The sequence below is a fragment of the Phycicoccus jejuensis genome (assembly GCF_044797865.1).
In the GTDB taxonomy this organism is placed as follows: Bacteria; Actinomycetota; Actinomycetes; order Actinomycetales; family Dermatophilaceae; genus Phycicoccus; species Phycicoccus jejuensis.
This window is the reverse complement of record NZ_CP085209.1, coordinates 375,286-398,231: the sequence shown is the minus strand read 5'-3', so window position 1 is coordinate 398,231 and position 22,946 is coordinate 375,286. Positions and strand designations below refer to the sequence as shown.

General features: G+C 74.6%; 18 protein-coding genes. 15 read left to right on the top strand and 3 right to left on the bottom strand.

Annotated elements, in window-relative coordinates:
- Positions 1–15: 15 nt before the first annotated feature.
- The 12 genes from LG324_RS01760 (at position 16) to LG324_RS01705 (ending at position 12,745) form a co-directional block, all read left to right on the top strand.
- A complete protein-coding gene (locus LG324_RS01760) occupies positions 16–1,167 on the top strand; it encodes a sensor histidine kinase (RefSeq protein WP_404351292.1) in 1,152 nt (383 codons plus the stop codon).
- Entirely contained in the window at positions 1,164–1,802 is a 639-nt protein-coding gene (locus LG324_RS01755; protein WP_245616090.1) for a response regulator transcription factor, read from the top strand. The genes LG324_RS01760 and LG324_RS01755 overlap by 4 nt, the downstream gene beginning before the upstream one ends.
- A 144-nt stretch (positions 1,803–1,946) precedes the next feature.
- Positions 1,947–2,915, top strand: coding sequence for an ATP-binding cassette domain-containing protein (locus LG324_RS01750; RefSeq protein WP_404351288.1), 969 nt, complete (start codon positions 1,947–1,949; stop codon positions 2,913–2,915).
- 27 nt (positions 2,916–2,942) lie between these two features.
- Positions 2,943–3,698: an ABC transporter permease gene (locus LG324_RS01745; protein ID WP_404351285.1), complete on the top strand. Its 756-nt coding sequence runs from the start codon at positions 2,943–2,945 to the stop codon at positions 3,696–3,698.
- 225 nt (positions 3,699–3,923) lie between these two features.
- Positions 3,924–5,441 carry a multicopper oxidase family protein gene (locus LG324_RS01740; RefSeq protein ID WP_030527225.1) on the top strand — a complete coding sequence of 506 codons (1,518 nt, stop codon included), beginning with the start codon at positions 3,924–3,926 and terminating at the stop codon, positions 5,439–5,441.
- A gap of 3 nt (positions 5,442–5,444) precedes the next feature.
- The gene (locus tag LG324_RS01735) at positions 5,445–6,992 is read left to right on the top strand and encodes a class I adenylate-forming enzyme family protein (protein WP_404351282.1); all 1,548 of its coding nucleotides are present in this window, start codon (positions 5,445–5,447) and stop codon (positions 6,990–6,992) included.
- On the top strand, positions 6,989–7,846 hold the full coding sequence (locus LG324_RS01730; protein WP_404351279.1) for a 2-amino-3,7-dideoxy-D-threo-hept-6-ulosonate synthase: 858 nt from the start codon (positions 6,989–6,991) through the stop codon (positions 7,844–7,846). The genes LG324_RS01735 and LG324_RS01730 overlap by 4 nt, the downstream gene beginning before the upstream one ends.
- A complete protein-coding gene (locus LG324_RS01725; protein WP_404351277.1) occupies positions 7,815–8,927 on the top strand; it encodes a 3-dehydroquinate synthase II family protein in 1,113 nt (370 codons plus the stop codon). The genes LG324_RS01730 and LG324_RS01725 overlap by 32 nt, the downstream gene beginning before the upstream one ends.
- A gap of 55 nt (positions 8,928–8,982) precedes the next feature.
- A complete protein-coding gene (locus LG324_RS01720; RefSeq protein WP_030527229.1) occupies positions 8,983–9,423 on the top strand; it encodes a DUF6069 family protein in 441 nt (146 codons plus the stop codon).
- A 204-nt stretch (positions 9,424–9,627) separates the two neighbouring features.
- Complete coding sequence (locus LG324_RS01715) at positions 9,628–10,935, top strand: ABC transporter substrate-binding protein (protein ID WP_404351274.1); 1,308 nt, start codon at positions 9,628–9,630, stop codon at positions 10,933–10,935.
- Complete coding sequence (locus LG324_RS01710) at positions 10,932–11,894, top strand: carbohydrate ABC transporter permease (protein ID WP_404351272.1); 963 nt, start codon at positions 10,932–10,934, stop codon at positions 11,892–11,894. Before LG324_RS01715 ends, LG324_RS01710 begins: the two co-directional genes overlap by 4 nt.
- On the top strand, positions 11,891–12,745 hold the full coding sequence (locus LG324_RS01705) for a carbohydrate ABC transporter permease (protein ID WP_226902858.1): 855 nt from the start codon (positions 11,891–11,893) through the stop codon (positions 12,743–12,745). Before LG324_RS01710 ends, LG324_RS01705 begins: the two co-directional genes overlap by 4 nt.
- Positions 12,746–12,799: 54 nt before the next feature.
- On the opposite strand, the gene LG324_RS01700 is transcribed toward LG324_RS01705, so the two are convergent.
- From LG324_RS01700 to LG324_RS01690, 3 genes are all read right to left on the bottom strand, one after another.
- Complete coding sequence (locus LG324_RS01700) at positions 12,800–13,975, bottom strand: FAD-dependent monooxygenase (RefSeq protein ID WP_404351269.1); 1,176 nt, start codon at positions 13,973–13,975, stop codon at positions 12,800–12,802.
- Position 13,976: 1 nt separating this feature from the next.
- On the bottom strand, positions 13,977–14,726 hold the full coding sequence (locus LG324_RS01695; RefSeq protein WP_404351266.1) for a response regulator transcription factor: 750 nt from the start codon (positions 14,724–14,726) through the stop codon (positions 13,977–13,979).
- 355 nt (positions 14,727–15,081) lie between these two features.
- Positions 15,082–15,240, bottom strand: coding sequence for a thiazolylpeptide-type bacteriocin (locus tag LG324_RS01690; protein WP_084696604.1), 159 nt, complete (start codon positions 15,238–15,240; stop codon positions 15,082–15,084).
- A gap of 589 nt (positions 15,241–15,829) precedes the next feature.
- Here LG324_RS01690 and LG324_RS01685 point away from each other — a divergent pair.
- Genes LG324_RS01685 through LG324_RS01675 form a run of 3 tightly spaced genes read left to right on the top strand, consistent with a single transcriptional unit; the run spans position 15,830 to position 22,943 of the window.
- Entirely contained in the window at positions 15,830–16,930 is a 1,101-nt protein-coding gene (locus tag LG324_RS01685; RefSeq protein WP_404351263.1) for a hypothetical protein, read from the top strand.
- Positions 16,927–19,521 (top strand): hypothetical protein, encoded by a 2,595-nt coding sequence (locus tag LG324_RS01680; RefSeq protein WP_404351261.1) that lies wholly within the window; start codon positions 16,927–16,929, stop codon positions 19,519–19,521. Before LG324_RS01685 ends, LG324_RS01680 begins: the two co-directional genes overlap by 4 nt.
- A complete protein-coding gene (locus LG324_RS01675) occupies positions 19,518–22,943 on the top strand; it encodes a TOMM precursor leader peptide-binding protein (RefSeq protein WP_404351260.1) in 3,426 nt (1,141 codons plus the stop codon). Before LG324_RS01680 ends, LG324_RS01675 begins: the two co-directional genes overlap by 4 nt.
- Positions 22,944–22,946 lie beyond the last annotated feature (3 nt).

Here is a 22,946-nt window from a genome sequence, read left to right as displayed (position 1 = left end):
AGGAGTCGTGCGGGGATGCCAGTGAAGAACCAGGGCAATGATGCCCGGATCGCCCTCGTCGCGTCGTGGGCGGTCGTCATCGTCATCGTCGTGCAGGGCACCCTGTCCATGCTCACGCAGGTCGACGACGACCGCATGCCGCTCGAGCGCGTCGCCGCGGTCGTCGCCGGCCTCGCCGCCGCCGTGCTCTTCACCATGGTCCAGCTCCGCACGGTCCGCGACCGCCCGGTGCCGCCGTGGATGCCGTGGCTCGTCGTGCTCGCCGCGACCGCGTCGTTCGTCGCCGGCGTCTGGCTCAACGCCTCGCTCGTGCTGGGGACGGCGATGCTCCTGCTCGGCGGCCGGCGGCTCGCGGTCACCTGGGTCGGCTACGTCCTCCTCATCGGGGGCTTCATGCTCACCCAGGACGTCAACCCGTTCATCACCGGGTTCCTCACGCTCGTCGCCGCCGCCATCGGGCTGCTGCTCTACGTGCTGACCCGCCTCGCCGTCACCGTCGGAGAGCTCGCCCGAGCGCGCGAGACCGTGGCCCGGCTCCGCGTCGACGAGGAGCGCCACCGCATCTCGCGTGACCTGCACGACATCCTCGGCCGCAGCCTCGTCGCCGTCGGCCTGCGCATCCAGACCGCGATCCGCCTGCTCGAGCGCGACCCGCAGCGCTGCGGCGAGCAGCTCGAGGAGGTCGCCCGGATGGTCAGCGAGGGACAGTCGCAGCTGCGCGGCCTGACCCGTGGCGAGACCGTCGTCGGCTTCGAGGATGAGCTCGCATCGGCACAGGACATCTTCGAGCGCCTCGGGATTCGCTGCACGACCGATGTCGACGCGGACGGTCCCGTGGGCGAGCTCGTCGACACCCTCGGCTCACGGGTGCTGCGCGAGTCCGTCACCAACCTCCTCAAGCACTCCCGGCCCACGTGGGTGGAGATCGGCCTGCGCGAGGAGGCGACGGCCAGCGTGCTCGTCATCCTCAACGACGGCGCCTCCGACACCGGGCGGGCCCGGGGAACCGGACTCGCGGACCTCGCCGCGCGGGCGTCCGCGCTCGGGGGCTCGCTCGAGGCAGGGCACCTGCCCGGCGGGCGGTTCCGGGCGATCTGCCGGATGCCCACCACCGACCCTTCCGACCTCGCGGCCGACCGGCCGACACCCCTGGGAGCACGATCGTGACCGACACCTACACCGCCCCCGACACCGTCGTCGACCCCGAGCGCCTGCGGATCCTCATCGCCGAGGACGTCGACCTCGTCGCCGAGGCCTTCGAGGCCCTGCTGGACACGGAGCCGTCCTTCGAGGTCGTCGGGCGGGTCAGCCGCGGCGACGAGGTGGCGGCGGCCGTGCAGCGCCTGCAGCCCGACGTCGCGGTGCTCGACGTCGACATGCCCGGCGCCACCGGCATCGAGGCCGCCGCGCAGGTGACCGACTGCAAGGTGCTCCTGCTCACCGCCCTCGAGGGCCCGGGGCACATGCACAAGGCCCTGGCGGCGGGCGCCAACGGTTACATCCTCAAGTCGACGACCGGCAGCCGGCTCGTCGAGGCCATCCGCACCGTCGCCGCGGGCGGGACGGCCATCGACCCCGAGCTCGCCGCCGAGGCGCTGCGCAGCGGCCCGTGCCCGCTGACCGACCGCGAGATCGACATCCTCCGGCTCGTCGGCCGGGGGCGCAGCACCGAGGACATCGCGGGCGAGCTGTTCCTCTCGCGCGGGACCGTGCGCAACTACCTGAGCAACGCCATGGTCAAGCTCGACGCGCAGTCGCGCGCGGAGGCGTTCGCGAAGGCCGAGCGGCGCGGCTGGCTCTGACGCGACGCACGTGCTGACATCGGTCATCGGCCGGGTGCAGCGTGTCACCGCCCGGCTCCCGGCCCCTTGGCCCCCCGCGGCCCGCCTGCGTTGATGGGGTGACCCGCGGGGCACCCGGCCCCCGGACCGCCGAAGGGGAGCCCCGTGATCCGTACCCGAGACCTGCGGATGTCGTTCGACACCGGCCGGGGTCGCCGACGCCGCCCCGTCGACGCCGTGCGGGGCATCGACCTCGATGTCGATCGCGGCGAGATCGTCGGACTGCTCGGACCCAACGGCGCCGGCAAGACGACGACGCTGCGCATCCTCTCGACGTTGCTCCGCCCGACCTCCGGCACCGTCGAGGTCTGCGGCCACGACGTGCGGACCGCCCCGCGCGAGGTCCGCCGGCGGCTGGGGTACGTCGCCCAGGGCGGCTCGACCTCGCGTCGTGCCCGCTGCGGTGACGAGGCCACCGACCGGGGGATGCTCTACGGCCTGACCCGGCGCGCCGCCCGCGAGCGGGCCCACGACCTCTTCGACAGGCTCGACCTCGGCGATCTCTGGGAGCGGCCCACCGGTTCGCTCTCCGGGGGGCAGCGCCGCCGCCTCGAGATCGCGACGGCCCTGGTCCACCGGCCCGAGCTCGTCGTCCTCGACGAGCCGACGACCGGTCTGGACCCGCAGTCGCGCGCCAACCTCTGGGACCACATCCGCGATCTGCGCGAGAGCCACGGCACGACCGTGCTCGTCACGACCCACTACCTCGACGAGGCCGACGCCCTGAGCGACCGGCTCGTCGTCGTCGACCACGGCAGCGTCGTCGCCGACGGCACCTCCGACGCCCTCAAGGCCGACCTCGACGGCGACGTCCTCACGGTACGGCTCGCCGACCCCTCCGAGGCCGGACGGGCGGCACTCTGCCTGCGGGCGGTGCTCGGCCACGCTTTCAGCCCGACCGACGACGGCACCCTCACCGGACCGCTGCACGCGGACTCCGGCGGCCTCGCCGTCGTCGTGCGCGAGCTGGACCGGCACGACCTGGCCGTCGTCGGCCTCGACGTGCGCCGACCGACGCTCGACGACGTCTTCCTCACCCTCACCGGGCGCTCGCTCCGCGACGCCGCGGCCTGACCCGCCCCCGAACCCCAGGAGAACCCGATGCAGCTCCTCCGCGACGCGACCGTCGTCTTCCGCCGGCAGGTGCGCCTCAACCTCCGCAACCCCGCGTGGGTCCTGCTCGGCGTGGCGCAGCCGATCCTCTACCTCGTCCTGTTCGCACCCCTGCTCGGCCCGATCGCCACCCAGATTGGTGTGGAGAACGCCTACACGTTCTTCGTCCCCGGGCTCGTCGTGCAGATGGGCCTCTTCGGTGCCCTGTACGTCGGCTTCGGGCTGCTCGCCGAATGGCGCGAGGGGGTCCTCGAGGCCGAACGCGTGTCTCCCGCCAGCCGCGGCGCGCTGCTGCTCGGCCGCCTCGGCCGCGACGTCCTCCAGCTCGGCATCCAGTGCCTCGTGCTGGTCGGGGCCGGTTACGCCTTCGGGATGGACGCGCCGCTCTCGGGCGCCCTCGCCGGGGTCGGGCTCGCACTGCTCCTCGGGGCCGCCGGGTCGGCGCTGTCCAACGCCGTCGCCCTGCGCACCCGCAGCGAGGAGATCATGGCGCCGCTCGTCAACGTCGTGACGATGCCGGTGCTCCTGCTCTCGGGCATCCTCCTGCCGATGACCCTCGGACCGGGCTGGCTGCGGTCCGTCAGCGACGTCATGCCGGTCCGCTATGTCGTCGACGCCGTCCGCAGCGCGTTCGCGGGAGACCTCGCCGTCCCCGCCGTCGGCATCGGCCTGGCTGTCACCGGCACGCTCCTCGTCCTCGGCCTGACCGCCGGCGTCCTCGCCTTCCGTCGTGAGGACACCTGACCCAGCCCTCCACGCAGCACCCCACCGTCGAACACCCGGCCGGTCGTGACCTCGTCTCCGACCCGCCGGGTGTTGACGCGTGTCAGCGTCCCGGCCCTGCGCGTGGTGACCGATGTCACCACCCGGGTGATGACGGGCCGCCATCCAGGCCCGAGACCTTCTCCCGCTGTCGCACACCGCATTCGATGGGTCCAGCACACATCCGCCCAGACCCCGGGAGAGGTCATGATCAACCGCCGCAGCGCCATCCGGCTCGCAGGAGCCGGCACCCTGTCCGCCGTCGCCGGCCAGCAGCTCGTCGCCCGGGCCGGCACCGCCGAGCTGCCGCAGGGCCTCGCCCTGGGCCGGGGTGGCCACGGGGCCCACACCGGCGCCGCGATGTCCACCGTCCGCCCCGACGACGCCGGCACCCGCCCGGACCTCGAGAAGTTCACGCTGCCGCTGCCCCTGCTGCGCACCGCGAAGCCGGTGACGACGCGCGGCGGCCAGGACGTCTACCTCAGCAGCATCCGCGAGGTGACCGCCGAGATCTTCCCCGGCCACCGCGTGCCGGTGTACGGCTACTTCGGCAGCTGGGTCCCGCCGGTGATCCGCGCCCGCTCCGGTCGCCGGACGGTCGTCATCCAGCGCAACGAGACGAAGGTGCCGGTGTCGGTGCACCTCCACGGTGGCGTCAACCGCGACGTGTTCGACGGCCAGATGTCGCGCCCGGTCACGCCCGGCGGCGTCTTCAGCTACGTGTACGAGAACGACCAGCCTGCCGCCGCCCTGTGGCTGCACGACCACACCCACCACACCGACGCCGAGAACGTCTACCGGGGCATGTCGAGCCCGTACGTCGTGACCAGCCCCGAGGAGGACGCGCTCGGCCTGCCCTCCGGCGAGTTCGAGGTGCCGCTCGTCCTGCGCGACGGAGACTTCGGCTCCGACGGCCGCCTGGTCTTCACCATGGACGACACCGAGCACCGCTCGACCGTGCTCGTCAACGGCACACCCTGGCCGCGGATGGACGTCAAGAGGCGCAAGTACCGGTTCCGGGTCATCAACTCCTCGGCGATGCGCTTCTTCGTCCTCGGCCTCTCGGACGGCACCCCGATGACGCAGATCGGCAGCGACGCGAGCCTCCTCGAGGCGCCGGTCACCGCCCCGGTCGTCGTCGTCTCGCCCGGGGAGCGCGCCGACCTCGTCATCGACTTCTCGCAGTGGGCGCCCGGCACCGAGGTCGACGTCGTCAACTACATCGGCCCCGGCCCGATGGAGGACGTCGGCCAGGTGATGCGCTTCCGCGTCGGCGCGGACGCCCCCGACGACAGCGTCGTGCCCGAGCGGTTGACGACACTCCCGCCCGTCCCCGCCGCGACGGTCAAGCGGGCCTTCACCCTCGAGAGCAGCGAGCCGGGCGTCACCCCGATGTTCGGGTCGATCAACGGCCGCAGCTTCGACATGGGCCGCGTCGACACCACCGTGCGCTTCGGGACGACGGAGGAGTGGACGGTGACGAACGCGAACCCGACCGTCCCGCACAACTTCCACTGCCACCTGGCGCACATGCGGGTCGTCGACCGCAGCACCGGACCGGCCGCCCCGAACGAGCTCGGGCTCAAGGACACCGTGCAGATCTTTCCCGGCGAGAGCATCCGCGTGCGGCTGACCTTCGACCGGTACCGCGGCGTCTACCCCTACCACTGCCACATGCTCGACCACGGCGCGATGGGCATGATGGCCCAGCTCAAGGTGGTGTGACGGATGACTACCGAGGCCCTCCAGCGTCCGGCCGCCGCCCACCCGAGCGCGCGTGCCGTCGGCAGCAGCGCCGCTCTGCTCGCCCGACTCGAGCACTCCGCGGCGCCGGCCCTGCTGACGCCCGACCGCATCCTGACCGGCCACGAGCTCGTCACACGGGCGCGCGCCACCGCCGCGGTCCTCGCCGCGCACGGCGTCGGCGCCGGCCGCGTGGTTGCGCTGCTCAGCGGGCCCAACGACCCCGACGTCGTCGTCGCCCGGCACGCCGCGCGGCTCGTCGGCAGCACCGTCGTCCACCTGCGGTCGATGAACCCGCGCAGCGACGAGGAGGAGTTCGCCGTCGAGGCCCAGCTCGACGTCCTCGACCGGACCGGCGCAGACGTCGTCGTCACCGACGCCGCCTCCGCCGAGCGCTCCGCAGAGCTGCGGGCGCTGCGCCCGGGCCTCCTCGTCGTCCCGACCACGGACGATGCCGGCGCCGCGCCGGCGGTCGCCCCGTGGGTGAACGACCCCGGTGAGTGCACCGTCGTCGACGTCACGAGCGGCACGACCGGCGCCCCGCGCCTCGTCCGCCAGGGCCACGCGGCGCGTGAGCGCCTCGTCGCCCGTCTGGCCGACGACCTCGGTCCGGTCCCGACACGCCTGCTGTCGGTCACCCCGGTCACCCACACGACGGCCCCGATGCTCGACGCCGTCCTCCTGCGCGGCGGCTCGGTCGTCCTCCACCGCGGCTTCGACCCCGACGCCGTGCTCGACGCCGTGGAGGCGGGCGTCACGGACCTGTACCTCGCCGTGCCGCACCTCTGCGCGCTCCTCGACCACCCACGGACGGCGACGGCACGGCTGGACGGGCTGCGCAGGGTCGTCTACAGCGGCACCCCGGCCGCACCGCACCGCGTGGCCGCCGCGCGCACCGTGTTCGGGGACGCCGTCGCCCAGGTGTACGGGACCACCGAGACCGGCGGTATCAGCGTGCTCACCCCCGAGGACCACGACGAGCCGCTGCTGCGCGGCACGGTCGGGCGGCCCTTCCCCTGGGTGCAGGTCGAGGTCCGCGACCCCGACTCGGGCTCCCCGTTGCCGCTCGGCCACGTCGGCGCGGTGTGGGTCCGCTCCGAGACGACGGCCCAGGGCTACTGGGCCGAGGACGACACGGACCGGATGGCCCCGGACGGCTGGGTCGGCACGGGCGACCTCGGCGCCCTCGAGGCCCACGGCCGGCTCCGGCTCGTCGGGCGGCTCGGCGGCGTCATCAAGCTGGGCGGGCTGAAGCTCCACCCGGCGGCCATCGAGTCCGCGCTGCGCGAGCACCCGACGGTGTCCGAGGCCGTCGTCCACGGGCTGCGCGACGCCGAGCGGCGCGAGTCCGTCCACGCGGTCGTCGTGCCCACGGCCGGCCGCGACGTCGACGAGGCCGAGCTCGTCGCCCACGTGACCCGGCGGCTGAGCGCCGCCCACGCGCCGACCCGTGTCGTCGTCTGGCGCGGCGTGCCGCTGACCCGGTCGGGCAAGCCCGACCGCCGCCTCGTCCGAGAGCTCCTGGGGGGATGACCGTGCTGACCACCACGACCGGCCCACGCACCACGCGCCTGCGCCGCCTCTACCGTCACGGCCCCCACGGGCTCCTCGTCACGCCGCTCGACCACACCCTCGCCTGCGGGCCGGTGACGAGCCCCGGCCGCACCCTCGACGACCTCGTCGCCGCGCTGGCTGCGGGCGGCTCGGACGCCGTCGTCCTGCACAAGGGGGCGGTCCGGCACGTGGCTCCCGAGCATCTCGCCGCCGTCTCGCTCGTGGTGCACCTCAACGGCAGCACCGCCTCGGCCACCGACCCCGACGACAAGGTGATGCTCACCTCCGTCGAGGAGGCCCTCCGGCTGGGCGCCGACGCGGTGAGCGTCCACGTCAACCTCGGGTCGGCCACGGAGGCACGGCAGCTGGCCGACCTCGCCGCCGTCGCTGCCGCCTGCGACCGCTGGAACCTGCCGCTGCTCGTCATGGTCTACCCGCGCGGCCCCGCCGTCCTCGACCCCGCCGACCCCGAGCTGCTCGTGCGGGCCGTCGCCGTCGCCGCCGACCTGGGCGCCGACCTCGTGAAGACCGCAGCCCCCCGCGACGTCGCCACGACCCGCGACCTCGTCGAGAGCTGCCCCGTGCCCCTGCTCCTCGCCGGCGGACCCCCCCGGGCCACCGAGCGCGAGCTGGTCGCCGACGTGCGTCGCGCCCTCGCCGGGGGCGTCGGCGGGCTCGCCATGGGCCGGGCGCTCTTCCGCGCCGCCGACCCCCGCCGTACGACCGCCACCGTGGCGGCCCTGATCCACCAGAGACCGGGACTCGTCGCGAGCCCGCACACCCACCAGGAAGGAATGACCCATGTCGACGACGACCAGGCTGTGCTGGCTTGACCTGCGCGAGGCGCCGTCCCGGGACGCGATCGTCGAGGAGGCCCTGCACCAGGGCATCGACGGCCTCGTCGCGGCTCACCCCTCGGAGCTCGCGGACCTGCCGCCCTCCATCGACCGCGTGCTCCTCTCGGAGGAGCCCGTCGCGCCCGGCGCCGACCTCGGCGTCGCCGACGTCGTCGTGGCCCCCATGACACCGACCGAGCGGCAGACCCTCGAGGCGGCACACCCCGACGTGCGCTTCGGCGTCTACGTCGACGTCGCCGACGCCCCGACGCTCGAGGACGCCTGCCGCGCCGCGAGCACGGAAGACCTGACGGTCATCCGGTTCCGCGACCCCACGAAGATCCCGCTCGAGATCGTCCTCGCGGCGGCCGACGCCTGCGAAGGCTCGGTCGTGACGATGGCCGGCGACCTCGAGGAGGCGCAGATCATCTACACCGTGCTGGAGCACGGGTCGGACGGCGTCGCGCTGCGGGCCCGCGCCGTGGGTGAGGCCACCGCGCTGAGGGCGGCCGCGCTCGGCGGCTCCGACCCGGTCAAGCTCGACGAGCTGCGGGTCGTGCGCACGACGCACGTCGGCCTGGGGGAGCGGGCGTGCATCGACACCTGCTCCTACCTCGGTCTCGACGAGGGCATCCTCGTCGGCTCGACCTCCAAGGGCCAGGTCCTCTGCGTCAGCGAGACCCACCCGTTGCCGTACATGCCGACACGTCCCTTCCGCGTCAACGCCGGGGCGGTCCACTCGTACACGCTCGGCGAGAACGGCCGCACCCGCTACCTCTCGGAGCTGCGGGCCGGGGACCGCGTCACCGCGGTGCGCACCGACGGCAGCACCCGCCTCGTGACGGTCGGGCGCGTCAAGATCGAGAGCCGCCCGCTCATCAGCATCGACGCCGAGAGCTCCGATGGGCGCGCGGTCAACCTCATCCTCCAGCACGACTGGCACGTGCGCGTGCTCGGACCGGGCGCGGAGGTCCTCAACAGCACCGAGCTGCGCCCGGGGCACATCGTCCTCGGGCACCTCCCGACCGCCGACCGGCACGTCGGGTACCCGATCCGGGAGTTCTGCCGCGAGCAGTGACCCGAGGTCAACCACCCCCGTGCCCCGTTCCGGCACACCACGAAAGGAAGCCACCATGTCCGCACACACCATCGCCGACGCGCCCCTCGCGGCCCCGGCCGCCCGTCCCACCGCGTCCACCCTGGTGACGGCGACGGTCCGCGCGGCCGTCGTCGCCGTCGTCGTCAACGTCCTCGTCCACACCATCGCCCGGGTGACCGGCGTCGAGACCGTGCTCACCCCGCCCGGTGCCGCCCCCGTCACCGTCGCGCCGTTCGCCGTCGTGACGATGACGCTCGTCCCGATCGTCGTCGGCGGGGTGGCGCTCGTGCTCTTCTCCCGCGTCTCGCCGGCGAGCGCCCGGGCGCTGCCCTGGGTCGGGCTGCTCATCGGCGTCGGCACCGTCGTGATGCCCCTGTCGATGGGTGGGGCCCTCGGCGGTCGGCTGGTCCTCGCGGCGATGCACGTCGTCACCGGCATCGCCTGGTTCGTCAGCGTGAAGCGCGTGCGCGCCTGAGACGCGACGTCGACGAGAAGGTCCACCGGCAGGATGCCGGTGGACCTTCTCGTCTCGTCGGCCGGAGAGCCCGACCTTCGACAGCGGTGACGCGGATCACGCACGTGCGGTCGAGGCCGCGACGACGGGGGCTAGCGTCGCCCACGTCCGTGGTCGAGAAGCGTGCCGCAGGCGATCCCGCCCGCACCACTCCCCGGAGTCCGCATGCCCCTGACCCGTCGCCAGCTCCTCGCCGCCGCCGGTGCCGCCTCGGCACCCCTCGCGCTCAGCGCGTGCGGTGGCTTCTCCACCTCCGGCCGGGACAGCGGCGCATCCGCCTCCTCCGGCACCGTCACGTTCACGACGTGGGGCACCGACGCCGAGCTCGCCGGCCTCCGCGCCGCCATCTCTTCCTTCGAGCAGGCGAACAGCGGCGTCGAGGTCACGCTGAACTCGGTGCCGTACGAGCAGATGTTCACGACGATCGACGCCCAGCTGCAGGCCGGCAACCCCCCGGACGTCTTCCGGGTGCCGTACTACACCTTCGGCAGCTACGCCGGGCGCGGGCAGCTGCTCGACCTGAGCAGCCACCTCGACAGCGCGTTCTCCGACCGGTTCACCCCGCAGGCGTGGGCCGCGGTCCAGAACGGCGGGAAGCCCTACGGCGTCCCGCACCACACCGACACCTCGGTCATCCTCTACAACAAGGCGTTGATGGAGTCGGCCGGCGTCACCGACGTCCCGACGCGCATCGAGGACGCGTGGACCTGGCAGGAGTTCGAGGACGTCGCGAAGCGCCTGCGGCAGAAGCTCCCCGACGACAAGTGGCCCTTCGCGTACAACTGGCAGGGCAACGGCGTGACGCGCTGGCTCAGCTGGCTCTTCGAGGCCGACGGCCGCTTCCTCACCGAGGACCTGACGGCGGCGGCCATCGACTCCGACGCCGGCCGGGCCGCGGTCGAGTTCACGCAGGGCTTCTTCCGGCAGAACCTGGTGCCGCAGAACAGCTCCGTGAAGTCCTCGACCTACGCCGCGGACCTCTGGTACTCGGGCACGACGGCGATGAACTTCGGCGGCGCCTTCCTCGTCCCGGACGCCACGACCACCGCCGGCTTCGAGTGGGGCGTCACCTTCCCGCCGAAGGACGTGCGCTCCGCCGGCGACTTCGGCGGCAACGCCCTCGTCGCGACGAAGGCCGCCAAGGACCCCGCGCTCGTGGCGAAGTTCCTCGACCACGTGACGCAGAAGCAGCCGATGGCCGACTTCTGCGCCGGCGCGTCGCTGCTGCCCACGCGCGCCGACCTCGTGCAGGAGGGCATCGAGTTCAAAGTCCGACCCGAGCTCTCGCCCGTCTTCGTCGCCCAGGCCGGCGCCGTGCTGCCGCGGGACTCCGGGCAGGTCGCCTCGCCGTCGATGTCGGCGATCATCACCGTCCTCAAGGACCAGCTCGAGGAGGCGTTCGTCGGCGACCAGGACGCCGCGACGACCGTGCGCAACCTCGCCGACGGCATCGGCGCCGCCGTCGCGCGGTGAGCACCGTCCCCCCGGCGACCGCGGCCACCGCTCCGCCCGGCGTCCAGGCACCGGACCCACCGCGCCGGGGCCGGCGGGGGCCCCGGCGCGGCGCCGTCAAGGAGGCGCTCGCCGCCTACGGCTTCCTCGCGCCCGGCCTCGTGCTGCTGGGCACCTTCGTCTTCGTCCCGCTGGCCGGCGCCGCCGCCCTCAGCCTGCAGCGCACCAACGGGTTCGGCGACGGGGTGTGGGTCGGCCTCGACAACTACGCGCGGCTGTTCACCGACCCGGTCTTCTGGCGGGCGACGCTCAACACCGTCCTCTTCACCCTCGTCGTGACGCCGGGGTCGATGGCCCTGGGCCTCGGTGCCGCCGTGCTCCTCAACTCGGTGCTCCCGGCCCGCGGCCTCTACCGGTCCGTGCTCATCCTCCCGATGGCCGTCAGCGGCGTCGCGACCGCACTGGTCGGCGTCCTCGTCTTCGACCAGAACAGCGGGTTCGCCAACGCCGTCCTGCGCGCCCTCGGCCTCCCCGGGGTCGCCTGGCAGTCGGGCGGCACGGCGGCGTTCGTCACCGTCGTGCTCGTGACCCTGTGGTGGAGAACCGGGTTCAACATGCTCATCTACCTGGCCGGCCTCCAGGGCATCGGCCGCGAGATGCTCGAGGCGGCGACGCTCGACGGCGCCGGGCCGTGGCAGCGGTTCCGGTACGTCGTCGTGCCGATGCTCGGGCCGTCGTCGTTCTTCCTCGTCGTCATGAACGTCATCTACTCGTTCCAGGTGTTCGACATCGTCTTCGTCCTCACCGGCGGCGGCCCGCGCAACGCGACGACGGTGCTCGTCACCTACGCGTACGACAACGGCTTCGTCACGCGTGACCAGGGGTACGCCGCGACGATCGGCGTCTTCCTCCTCGTCGTCAGCCTCGCGTTCACCTGGCTGCGCTGGCGCACGAGCCGCACCAAGGACCTCGTCGGATGAGCACCGCCGCCCCCGTCCGCGCCCCACGCCGTCGACGCCGCGACCGGTGGATGCCGGCCCGCCTCGCTGCTGCCGTCGTCGTCTCGCTCGTCACGCTGTTCCCGCTCTACTGGATGGTCGTCGTCGCGCTGACCTCCCGCTCGGAGCTGCTCGGCGGCACGCTGCGCCTCGTCCCGCGGGAGCTGACGCTCGACAACTTCCGCCGGGTCCTCGACGCCTTCCCCGTCGCCGCGTGGGTCGGCAACTCCGTCGCGATCTCGCTCACCGTGGCGCTGCTCTCGGTGACGGTGAGCATGCTCGCGGGGTACGCGTTCGCGCAGCTGCGCTTCCCGGGGTCGACCGCGCTGTTCCTGCTCACCGTGGCGACGGTGATGATCCCGCTCCAGGTGATCATGGTGCCGCTGTTCCGGATCGTCACCTCCATGGGCCTGTTCGGCAGCTACTGGGCGGTCATCCTGCCGACGGCGGCCAGCGGCTTCGGCGCCTTCCTCGCACGGCAGTTCGTCCTCGCCATCCCACGCGAGCTCATCGACGCCGCCCGGGTCGACGGCGCCGGCCACCTGCGGATCTTCCGTTCGATCGTCCTGCCGCTCAGCCGGCCGCTGCTCGCGGTGCTGTTCTTCATGACGCTGCTGTCGTCGTGGAACGACCTCGCGTGGCCGCTGGTCGCGTTGCAGGACAACGCCCTCTACACGCTGCCCATCGGGCTGCTCTACCTCCAGGGGCAGCTCGGGTCCGACTACGGCGGCACGATGGCCTTCGCGATCATCACGGTCGCCCCGATGGTCGCGCTCTTCCTCGTGGCCCAGCGCTACTTCGTCGAAGGGTTCGCGCGCACGGGCATCCGTTGAGCGCGGTCCGGCCCCGCGCATCACCGTGCCGGTGGGACACGGAGGACGTGGGGGTCAGCTCGGCGGGAGCCAGCCGAGCGGGGCGAGGAGCTCGTCCTGCGCGGACAGCGAGGCACCAGCCACCAGCTGGGCGTCCCGGACGTCGCGCCACGGCCCGTCCGGGACGTGCAACGTCGCCGCGAGGTGCCGGGAGGCGACCTGCGCCTGCGCGGCCCGCGGCGCCCGGAGCCGGCTGTAGCCGGCGAGGCGGTCGGCCACCCCGGTCGACCCCGGGGCCCCGAGGCAGCGGCCGAGCACCCAGGCGTCCTCGAGACCCTGGTTCACGCCCTGCGCGGCGAAGGGGAGCATGGGGTGGGCGGCGTCCCCGATGAGGACGACCCGGCCGTCGGCGAGACGGTGCAGCGGCTCGCGGTCGTGCAGGGCCCAGGCGCTCGTCGCCCCGACGCGGGCGACGATCCCCGCCAGGAGGTCGTCCCAGCCGAGGTAGGCGGCGAGCAGCTCGTCGACCGGAGCCGGGGCGGTCCAGTCCTCCCCGCCGCGGGTGGAGGGCACGACGGCGACGATGTTGAGCATCTCGCCGCCGCGGATCGGGTAGACGACGGCGTGCGAGCCGGCGCCCACCCAGATCCGCACGACGGGCTGCGCGGCCTCGGGCGGACAGAGCATCGTCGGGACCAGGGCCCGGTAGGCCGCGAGCCCGCTCGCGACGGGGGCGTCCGGGGCGAAGACCCCCCGCACGGTGGAGCGGATGCCGTCCGCCCCGACGACGAGGGACCCTTCCTCCACGGTGTCGTCGTCGAGCGTCACCCGGGCCCCCTCGGCCCCGGTCTCGACCGCCGTCACGCAGGCCCCGAGCCGGAGGGTGTCGTCCGGCACGGCCGTGAGCAGCGCGTGCTGGAGGTCGGCCCGGTGCACCGCGAGGTACGGCGCGCCGTAGCGGTCCTCGCAGGTGTCGCCGAGCTCGGTGCGGCTGATCACCTCGCCGCGCCACGACCGCACCTCGCGGTAGGACACGGCCACCGCGCGCTCGAGCACCTCGTTCAGGACTCCGGTCTGCCGCAGCAGGTTGACCGACCGGGGGGAGAGCTGGACCCCGGCGCCGATCTCGTCGAGCGACGACGCCCGCTCGAGGACGGTGCTGCGGTGGCCGAGCCCGCCGAGGGTGGCCGCCAGCATGAGGCCGGCCATCCCCCCACCGACGACGACGGGGTGCGGTGCGCGCGCCGTCATCTCAGAGCCACCCCTTGTCGTGCGCCTGGCGAGCGGCCTCGTAACGGTTGCGGGCGCCGAGCTTGCGGATGGCGGAGGAGCTGATGTTGCGCACGGTCCCGCCGGTGAGGAAGAGCCGGGTGGCGATCTCCTTGACGGGCAGGCCCTCCGTCGTCAGCAGGAGCACGTCGCGCTCCCGCGGGGTCAGGGTGCACCCGGCGGCGTCGTCGCCGGTCGGGGCGAACGAGGTGTCGATGGTCGGGCAGCCCATGGCCGTGCCGCGGACCGCGTGGAGCAGGTGCGCGAGCCCGGCCTGGTGGCTCAGGAGGCTGATGTTGCCCTGGCGCAACGCCGTGTCGACGGCGGCGCGGGAGGGCTCGGTCGCGACGACGACGACCCCGCAGCGGTGGGTGACGGCGATCTCCTTCGCCATCTCGAGCTGCGGCTGGCCGGCCACGCCGGCCAGCAGGACGACGTGCGGCCTCCACTGGGCGACCACGTCGCTGACCTGCTCGAGGCCGTGGACGAGCTTGATGGCCGCGAAGTCCCCGGACCCACCGAGGCTCTGGGCCAGGACCTCGCCGGTGAGGCGGCACGGGTGGCCGACGACGAGGCGCAGGACGGCCTGCGGCTTCTGGCCGCCGGCGGCGGCGGCGGGCGACCCGGCGCGCACGGCCTCGGGTCCCGGTGTGGGGTAGGGGTGCTCGGGCGCCAGGGTGGCGGTGGGCTTGAGCGTCGGGGCGGTCGGCACCCGGTGGGTCGTGATGGTCATGAGCGCATTCCTCCGATGCCTCGTGCTGCGCTCGCCGTGATGGTCTGGCGAGCGGTCGTGGTGTCCTCCATGGCCGTCTCCTCGGGATGGTCGGGGCCGGCGGTCGGTCGTCCCTCCGGCATACCCCGACTCTTCTCCGGCCGGCGCGCGGGCGGCAGTGTGCACGACCACGACTGCCCGATGACTGCGGTCACCGCACCCACCGCCGCGCGACACCCCGCTCGCCGGCGCCGGTCATCCCCGCCGCGCCCTCTCGGACGTGCAGGACGTGGCCGACGTCCTGGCGCGGGCAGCACGACAGGACCCACCCGGTGCACCGGGTGGGTCCTGTGGTCGTGCTGCGCGTGAACGGTGTTCAGCAGGCGGAGCAGGTCGAGCTCGAGGAGGACGAGGTGCCGATCGAGCCGCTCGACGCGCCCATCTCGGGGAGGGCGGTGCCGTCGGCGGCCTCGAGGACCTCGACGTCCTGGACGTCGAAGCTGTCGAACGTGATGTCCTGGGTGTCCTTGCTCATGATGTGTCTCCTTCGAATGGTGTGGTGATCCGGAAATCCGGCGCTTACCACCGGATTTCCAGCGGCTCACTTGCGCCACAACGAAGGTATGACGGGGAACGTCTGCGGCAGAAGGGGACTGCAACCAGCACGGGGTGCTCGTCACCCGCGGGATGACCCACGTCACTCCGCCCCGACATCCCTCAGAGACCTCCACCGGGCTTGCCATGTACGCAAAACCGGTGCTGCACAAGGGATTCGGTACAGACCGAACAGCTCCGTGTCGAGGACGACCAACGTCAGGGAGATCTCGCCGTGCCGGGGTGCGATGACATGGCGGCTGGACGAGACCGGGCCGGCAGGCCGAGACCAGGGCGGTGAGGCGACGTCGAGCCGGCAGGGCGAACTGGTCGCTCGTCGCTCCGCGGACGGCCGTGCCCCGAGCGCCCTCGCGGGGGCGCGCGGGGAGGGAAAGCCCTCCGGGACACCGAGGCGGTCACGGCGCGGATGACGGCTGTCACCACCTGGCGCGTCGCCCCTCCCGGCGACCCGCTCGCCCGTGAGACCACAGAGGCAGCACGAACCAGCGCACGACCGAACGGAGCACCCGATGACCGCCACGACGACCCCCGTCACCCCCCACCGGGAGGTGGTGGGCCTGCGCGTCCACACCCACGGAGAGGTCACCCCGACGTGGGTCCGTGACTGCGTGCTCCCCGTGTGGGAAGAGGCACGCCAAGGTGGCCGCCAGCTCGTGCGGATGCGCCGCGGCTGGGTCGGCGGCCCGCACGCCGACGTCGTCGCTCTCGGCCCCGCCGCCCCCGCCGGGACCTGGGCGGCCCTCGCCCGGACCGTCGACGCCGGCCCGGCCCCGACCACGCCGCTCGACCCGGCGGAGTACCTCGACCGGGCCCGCGTCCGCGGCCGCCTCGAGCACGTGCCGCCGCCCTACCTCCCGCTGCGCGAGCACGGCGCGACCCTCCTTCTCGACGAGGCCGCGGCGACGCCGACCGGCCCGACCGGCCCCCTGCACTCGCTCGCCGACGCGGTGCTCGCCCCGGCCGTCGCGCGGAGCGTCCGCACCGTCGCGGACGACGCGGACCGCCTGCCCGCCACCCTTATCGACGTCCTCACCGTCATCGCCGACGCCCACGTGATGGGCCCCGGCTTCGGCACCTTCTCGCTGCGCTCCCACGCCGAGGCGCTGCTCGCGGCGTGGTCGCCCCGCGGCGACCTGCGACCCGAGTTCGTCGCGCGCTACGCGGCGCAGCGCCCCGCCGTCACCGCCCGCGTCGAGACCCTGCTGGCCGGCGACGGCGGCGGCGACGTCACCGCCTGGCGCACCGCCCTCGCGTACAGCCGCGGTGTGCTCGACGAGTCGGTGCGCCGCGGCGAGCTGACCAACGACCTGGTCGACGCCGCCTCCGCCCCGGCGACGACCGCGCGCCCCTCGACGGGCCACGACCACCCGGACACCGAGTTCCACCGCACGGTCTACGGCTCGGGCGCGACCGACGGCGCGGGCGAGTGGTTCGCCGCCTACCGCGTGCTCGTCAACTGCGTGTACGGACAGCTTCCGCTCCTCGGCGTCGCACCGCTGCACCGCGCGTGGGGGTGCTTCGCCGTCGCCGAGGCCGTCGACGACGTGCTCGGCCAGAGGTGGACCGACCGGCTGGCCACCACCGGCACACACCAGGAGGAGACCCGATGACCGACCTCGCCGCCGCCCCCGCCCCGAGCACCGCGTCGCCCACCGACGCCGGGCCCGTGTGGTTCCACCGGGTCAACCCCTTCACCAGGGCTCGCCTCGCGGACGCCCACCTGACCGGTGCGGTCGCCGCCGTGCTGGCTGCGGAGACGGAGGTCGCCCGGTCCGCCGACGCCGCCGGCGCCGCGCTGCACGTCCTCGTCGGCGAGGCCACCGCCCCCGAGGCGCGCAAGGCCCTCCTCGCGACGAGCCGCGCCCTGCGCCGCGGCAAGCAGCTCCCTGCGGGCGAGCACCCGGCCGAGGTCGAGGCCTGGCAGGCCGCCGTCACCCGGCGCGACGCCGCCCTCGCGACCCTCCGCGCCGACCACGACGACGCCCTGGCCCGTGAACGCCGCGAGCTCGCCCGCCAGCTGGCCGACCCCGACCTGCGCGCATCCCTCGAGCTCGTCGCCCCGGAGGTCGCCAAGCAGGCCGGGCGCTACGTCGACGCCGTCGGTCCGACCGGCCGGGCGGCCAGCCGGGTGCTCAAGTCCGAGCGCGGCCTCGTCCAGTACGTGATGCGCGCCGCCGTCCGCACGAGCCCGCTGTCGCGCCTCACCGCCATCGGCCTGACCCATGCCGAGCCGGGGGGAGCGCATCCCGACCACCCGGTGGTCCTCGGGGAGCGAAGCGTCTGCTCGCTCGACCGCGTGATGCTCGACCACGTCGTGGGCGGCGCCCTCGAACGCGACGGCGTCCTCGGCGGGGACCCGCACATCGGCATCCCCCCGACCGGGGCGACCGACGGCGAACGCCTGTACGTCCTGCGCCCGACCGCCGAGGGGTGGCAACGGGTCGGCGTGCCGCTGGCCCCGCCGCTGCGCCAGCTCGTCGAGGCCGTCGCGATGGGCCCGGCACCCCTGTCGGCCGTCGTCGACCACCTCGTCGCCACGGTCGGCACCGACCACGCCGACGACGCGCTCCGCACCCGGCTCGAGCAGTTCGTCCGGACGGCCGTCGAGCGCGGCCTCGTCTGCACCCTCGCCCCGAGCACCGACGCCGACCTCGCCGACCTCACCCCCCGCGGCTCGACGCTCCTCGCCGAGCACCTGCCGGGCGTCGCCGCCGACCTCGCCGCCCTCGGGGAGGCCCCGGCGCACGAGCGCCGCGCGGTCCTCGACCGTCTCGACACCTCCCTCGGCGATCTCAGCCGGGCCGCCGGCCGGCCCGCGCGCATCGGGGTGACCGAGGACCGGTTCGTCGAGCTCGCCCCGGTGGACGACGCCCACTGGCGGCCGGCGCTCGACGACCTCGGCCCGGCCGTCGACCTGCTCGCCACCTTCGACTGGCTGGCCGATGTCGCCGTCGCGCTCGGTGAGGCATTCGTCGCCCGGCACGGCGCCGGCGCCACCGTGCGCCTCGTCGACGACGCCCCGGCCCTCGTGGCCGCCGTCACCGAGGCCGCCGAGCGGATGACCCGCGTCTACGCCGAGGCCGCCGACGACCCGTCGGTGCTCGACACCATCGGCGGCGCCGACTCCACGCTCGCCCGCCTCTACGCCGTGCGACGCGGGGTCGAGGACGCCGTCGGCGCCGCGGTCGACGACGCCCTCGCCCGCGGCCTCGACGAGGTCGTCCTCACGCACGCAGACGTCGACCGGCTCCTGGCCGGGATGCCCGAGCGGCTGCGCGAGCGCCCGCTCGGCTACGGCGTCCTCGTGCAGTCGCTCGGCGGCCGCCTCGTCGTCAACGACGGGCTGCCCGGCCACGGGATGCTCTTCTCCCGCTTCCTCGGACCCGACCGCGCCCTCGGTGGCCACACCCTCGCGCGGCTGCGTGCCGGCCTCGAGGCGCGCTACGCCGAGCCGGGCACGACCCTCGTCGAGGACCGCAGCCACCACGGGATGAACGTCAACGTCCACCCGCCCGTCCTCGACGACGTCCTCGAGCCGCAGGACTGGCAGCGCCTCGAGCTGCGCCACGACGCCGCGAGCGACCGCCTCGAGGTCCTCGACGGCGAGCGCCGGCTCAAGGTCCTGCCCGTCGGCGGCGGCCATCCCGGTCTGTACCCGCCGCCCCTCTCGGTGGCGTCGGGGCTCGTCATCGCCGGACGTCTCTACAACGGCCTGCCCGACGCGTGGGCCGAGCGCGACGGCCGCGACCGGACGACCACCCGCCGCGTGCCTCGCGTGCTCGTCGGCGACGTCGTCGTCAGCCGGGCCCGCTGGTACCCCGGTGAGGACCTGGCCGCCGCGCTCGCCGAGCCGGACGAGGCCGACCGCGTCCTCGCCGTCGCCCGCTGGTGCGCGGCCCACGGCGTCCCCCGCGAGGTGGTCGTCAAGTCCGTCCCGGCGGACACCGGTCCCGCGTCGGTCGGCAGCCCGGAGGCGCAGGCGGTGCGGTTCCGCAGCAAGCCCCAGTACGTCGACCTCGGCAGCGCCCTCTGCGTGCGCGTGCTGCCCCGGATGCTTGAGCGGCGCGGCGGCGAGGACGCCCCCGCCCTCTACCTCGAGGAGGCCGCCCCCGGGGTGGTCGACGGCACCCACGCCGCCGAGTGGGTGCTCGAGGTCTCCCGCCCCGCGGGGGGCCGGTTCAGCCACGGAGGAGAAGGATGAGACTCAAGGCCCGCCCCGACCTGCACCACGCACCGCTGCCGGACGGCGTCTACGTCAGCTCCGGCACGGGGGAGTTCGCGCTCTCCGGATGGTCCGGCTTCGCCGACCTCATGGCGCGCTGCCTCCCCCTGCTCGGCGAGGGTGCCGACGAGGACGACCTCGTCGGCGCCATCGGCACCGAGAAGGCGCGACCGGCCGTGCGTCACCTGCTCGGCCAGCTCGAGGCGCACGACATGGTGCTGCGGCTGGACCACCTCGTGCCGGACGCCCCGGTGGGCGCGGACCGCGAGCGCCACGCCGAGCTGCTCGCCTACCTCGAGTGCCGCTCGGCCCAGCCGTACGCGGCGTTCGAGGAGATCCTCTCGGCCCGCATCCTCCTCGTCGGCCCCGACGACGCCCTGGCCGTCGCCGGCAGCGCGCTGCGCGGGCTCGGCATCGAGGGTGACGTCGAGGACTCCGGCCGCGAGCACGACGTCGCGGTCACCGTCCTCCCGCGCGACCGCGTCGGTGACGTGCCGCCGCGCGCGAGCCGCGTGCTGCCCGTCGTCGTGGGCGAGCGGGCTTCTCTCGTGGGTCCGCTCGTCCACGACCTGCGCGGCTGGACCCGCTGGCGGACCCTCGTCGACCGGACGCTCGACCGTGAGGGACCCGTCGTCGACGAGGCCGCCGCGACCGCCGTCGCCGTGTCCTCGGCCGTGCACCTGCTGCTCCAGGACCTCGCCTCGGTCGCCGGCCCCGACGCCTACGTCGTCTCCGGCGACACCCTCGGTGTGCGGGCGCTCGACCTACCGCGCGAGACCCCGCACGACGGCACCGAGGCGACCCTCGACACCGTCGACGACGAGGGCGACGACGCCGATCTCGCCGGATGGCTCGGGCGGCTGACCGACCCGTGGCTCGGGCTCGTCACCCCTGACGACGAGGACGCCCTGCCCCAGATGCCCGTCGCGCTGCGCCGCCTGCGCACGGCCGATCGCGGCGTCGTCGTGGCGGAGGGCGTCGACCAGCAGCACGCCGCCGCCTCCGCAGCCCTCGCCGTGGCTCGACGGGTCAGCGGCGGTGGCGCGGCCGGGACGACGGGCCGGCGGTGGCTGCTCGACGGTGCCCTGCGCCTGCTCGCGGGCCGTGCCGGTGACGGTGCCCTGCTGGAGGTCGAGGACCCCCGCGGGGTCCGCCTCGTCGACGCCCTGACGACGGCCGGCGCCGCGCCGCGCGTCACCGTCCACGGCCTGCCGGGGCTCGGCTGGGTCCTCGCCCGGTGCGCCCTGGCCGACGGCCGCGCGACGACGGCCTGGGGACCCGACGCGCAGGAGGCCGCCCTCGACGCGCTCTCGCGGGCGGTCGCCGTCCACACGCTGCCCGCCGAGGGTTCGGTGCTGCTCGGTGCCCCCGGCACCGCGGCGCTGCGGACCGCGCCGGCCACCGCCGTGGCGATGCTGGCCGACGACCTCGGCACCTGGCTCGCCGTCCGTGGTCTCCGGCTCGTCGGGCGCGCCCACCCGGCCGACCCGCACCTGGGCCCGGCCCCGCTGCACGCCGGACAGGTGCGTGTCGTGGAGGAGCCCGACGGATCGCGCGCCACGCGCGCCGGCACCGTCGACGCCATCGCGGCGCAGCTGCAGTCCCGGACCGGCGCCGCGGTCATCGTCACCACCGGCTGGGACCACGACGCCTTCGAGCGTGCGGTCCAGGCGGCCCGGGCCGGGGACACCGCGCTGGTCCCGCTCCAGACGACGGCCGACGCGGTCGTCGCGGGGCCGGTCTGGTCACCGTCCTCGACGGCCGGGTGCCCCGCGTGCGCCGAGACCCGCCGACGCACCGTGCTCGACCACGTCCTCGGCACCGACCTGCGGGTCGCGACCACCCCCAGCGGCCCGGCCCCGGCCAGCCTGCTGGAGCTCGCCGCCACGACGCTGCGGACCACGCGCCCGCTGCGCGAGGGCGAGGTCGTCGTCGTCTCCACCGACGGGGTGACCCGCCACGACGTGCTCCGTCACCCGACCTGCGCCTGGTGCGGTCCCGTCCCGGGGTCGGCGCCACCGGCCGGCCTCGCCCTCGTGGACGAGCCGGTCGACGCTGACGACCCGACCCGCGTTGCCGCGGGAACACCGCTGCTGCGGGCCGACCGGCTCGAGGCCGCCGTCGACGACCGGTACGGCCCGGTGCGCGGCATCCTGCGCGAGGAAGCCGTCCCCTACGCGATGAGCATGGCCGTCCTCGCCGGCGGTCCCGTGATGGGTCACGGCCGCGCCCTCTCCTTCGACCAGACCCGGTCGGTCGCGGTGCTCGAGGCGTACGAGCGGCTCGCCGGGTTCCCGTACGAGGCGCCCATCGTCGAGGACCGCACCTACCGCGAGGTCGCCGCCGACGCGGTCGACCCGCTGCGGCTCGGGCAGTACTCCGCCGAGCAGCTGGCCCACCCGTCCTCGAAGGTCGAGGCGTACGGCCCGGACGTCCCGCTGGACTGGGCCTGGGGTGTCGACCTCGCGACGGGCCGGCCGCGGCTCGTCCCGGCCGAGATCGGCTTCTACCAGTACGACCACGCCTTCAAGCGCGACCTGCGGGGTTCGCGTGCGGCGGGCCCCGAACAGCGCCGGCGCCTCTTCCTCGAGTCCTCGAGCGGGTGCGCCCTCGGGTCGAGCCTCGCCGAGGCCACGGTGCACGCGCTCTTCGAGGTCGCGGAGCGGGACGCCTTCCTCCTCTCGTGGCACCGCGCGGCGCCGCTGCCGCGCATCCCCGCCGGTGAGCTCGCCGACCCGGTGGTCGACGCGCTCGTGGCCCTCGTCGAGTCGCGCGGGCTCGACGTGCACTTCCTGCGGGCCACGCAGGACGTCGACCTGCCCGTCGTCTGGGTGCTGGCGGTCTCGCGGGACGGGCGCTTCCCCGCGTCGTTCACGAGCGCCGGCTCCGGGGCCGACCCCGTGTCGGCCGCCCGCTCGGGCCTGCGCGAGGTCGCGCAGCTCGCGACGATGCCGCTCGACTGGGACCACGCGGACGCCCTCGCGCTCGTCGAGGACTCCTGGCGGGTGCGCGAGCTCGAGGACCACGTCCGCTGGTCCTCGGCGCCGGAGGTGCTCGACCGGGTGACGGCCGTCCTCGGCGGCCCGGACGTCTCGCTGGCCGAGGCCTTCCCGGGATGGCCCGCAGCCCTCACGCCGGCCGACGGCAGCATCCTCACGACGCTCGGGCTCGTCGCGGACCGGTTCGGGGCCGCCGGCCTCGACGAGGTCGTCGTCGTCGACCAGTCCACCCGCGAGCACCGCGACCAGGGGCTGCACGTCGTCAAGACCGTCGTGCCGGGCACCGTCCCGATGGTGTTCGGGCAGGCCCACCAGCGCCTCCTCGGCATCCCCCGGCTCGAGGCCGCCCTGGCCGGCCGCGAACCCGGGCCGCACCCCTTCGACCCGCACCCGTTCCCGTGAGCG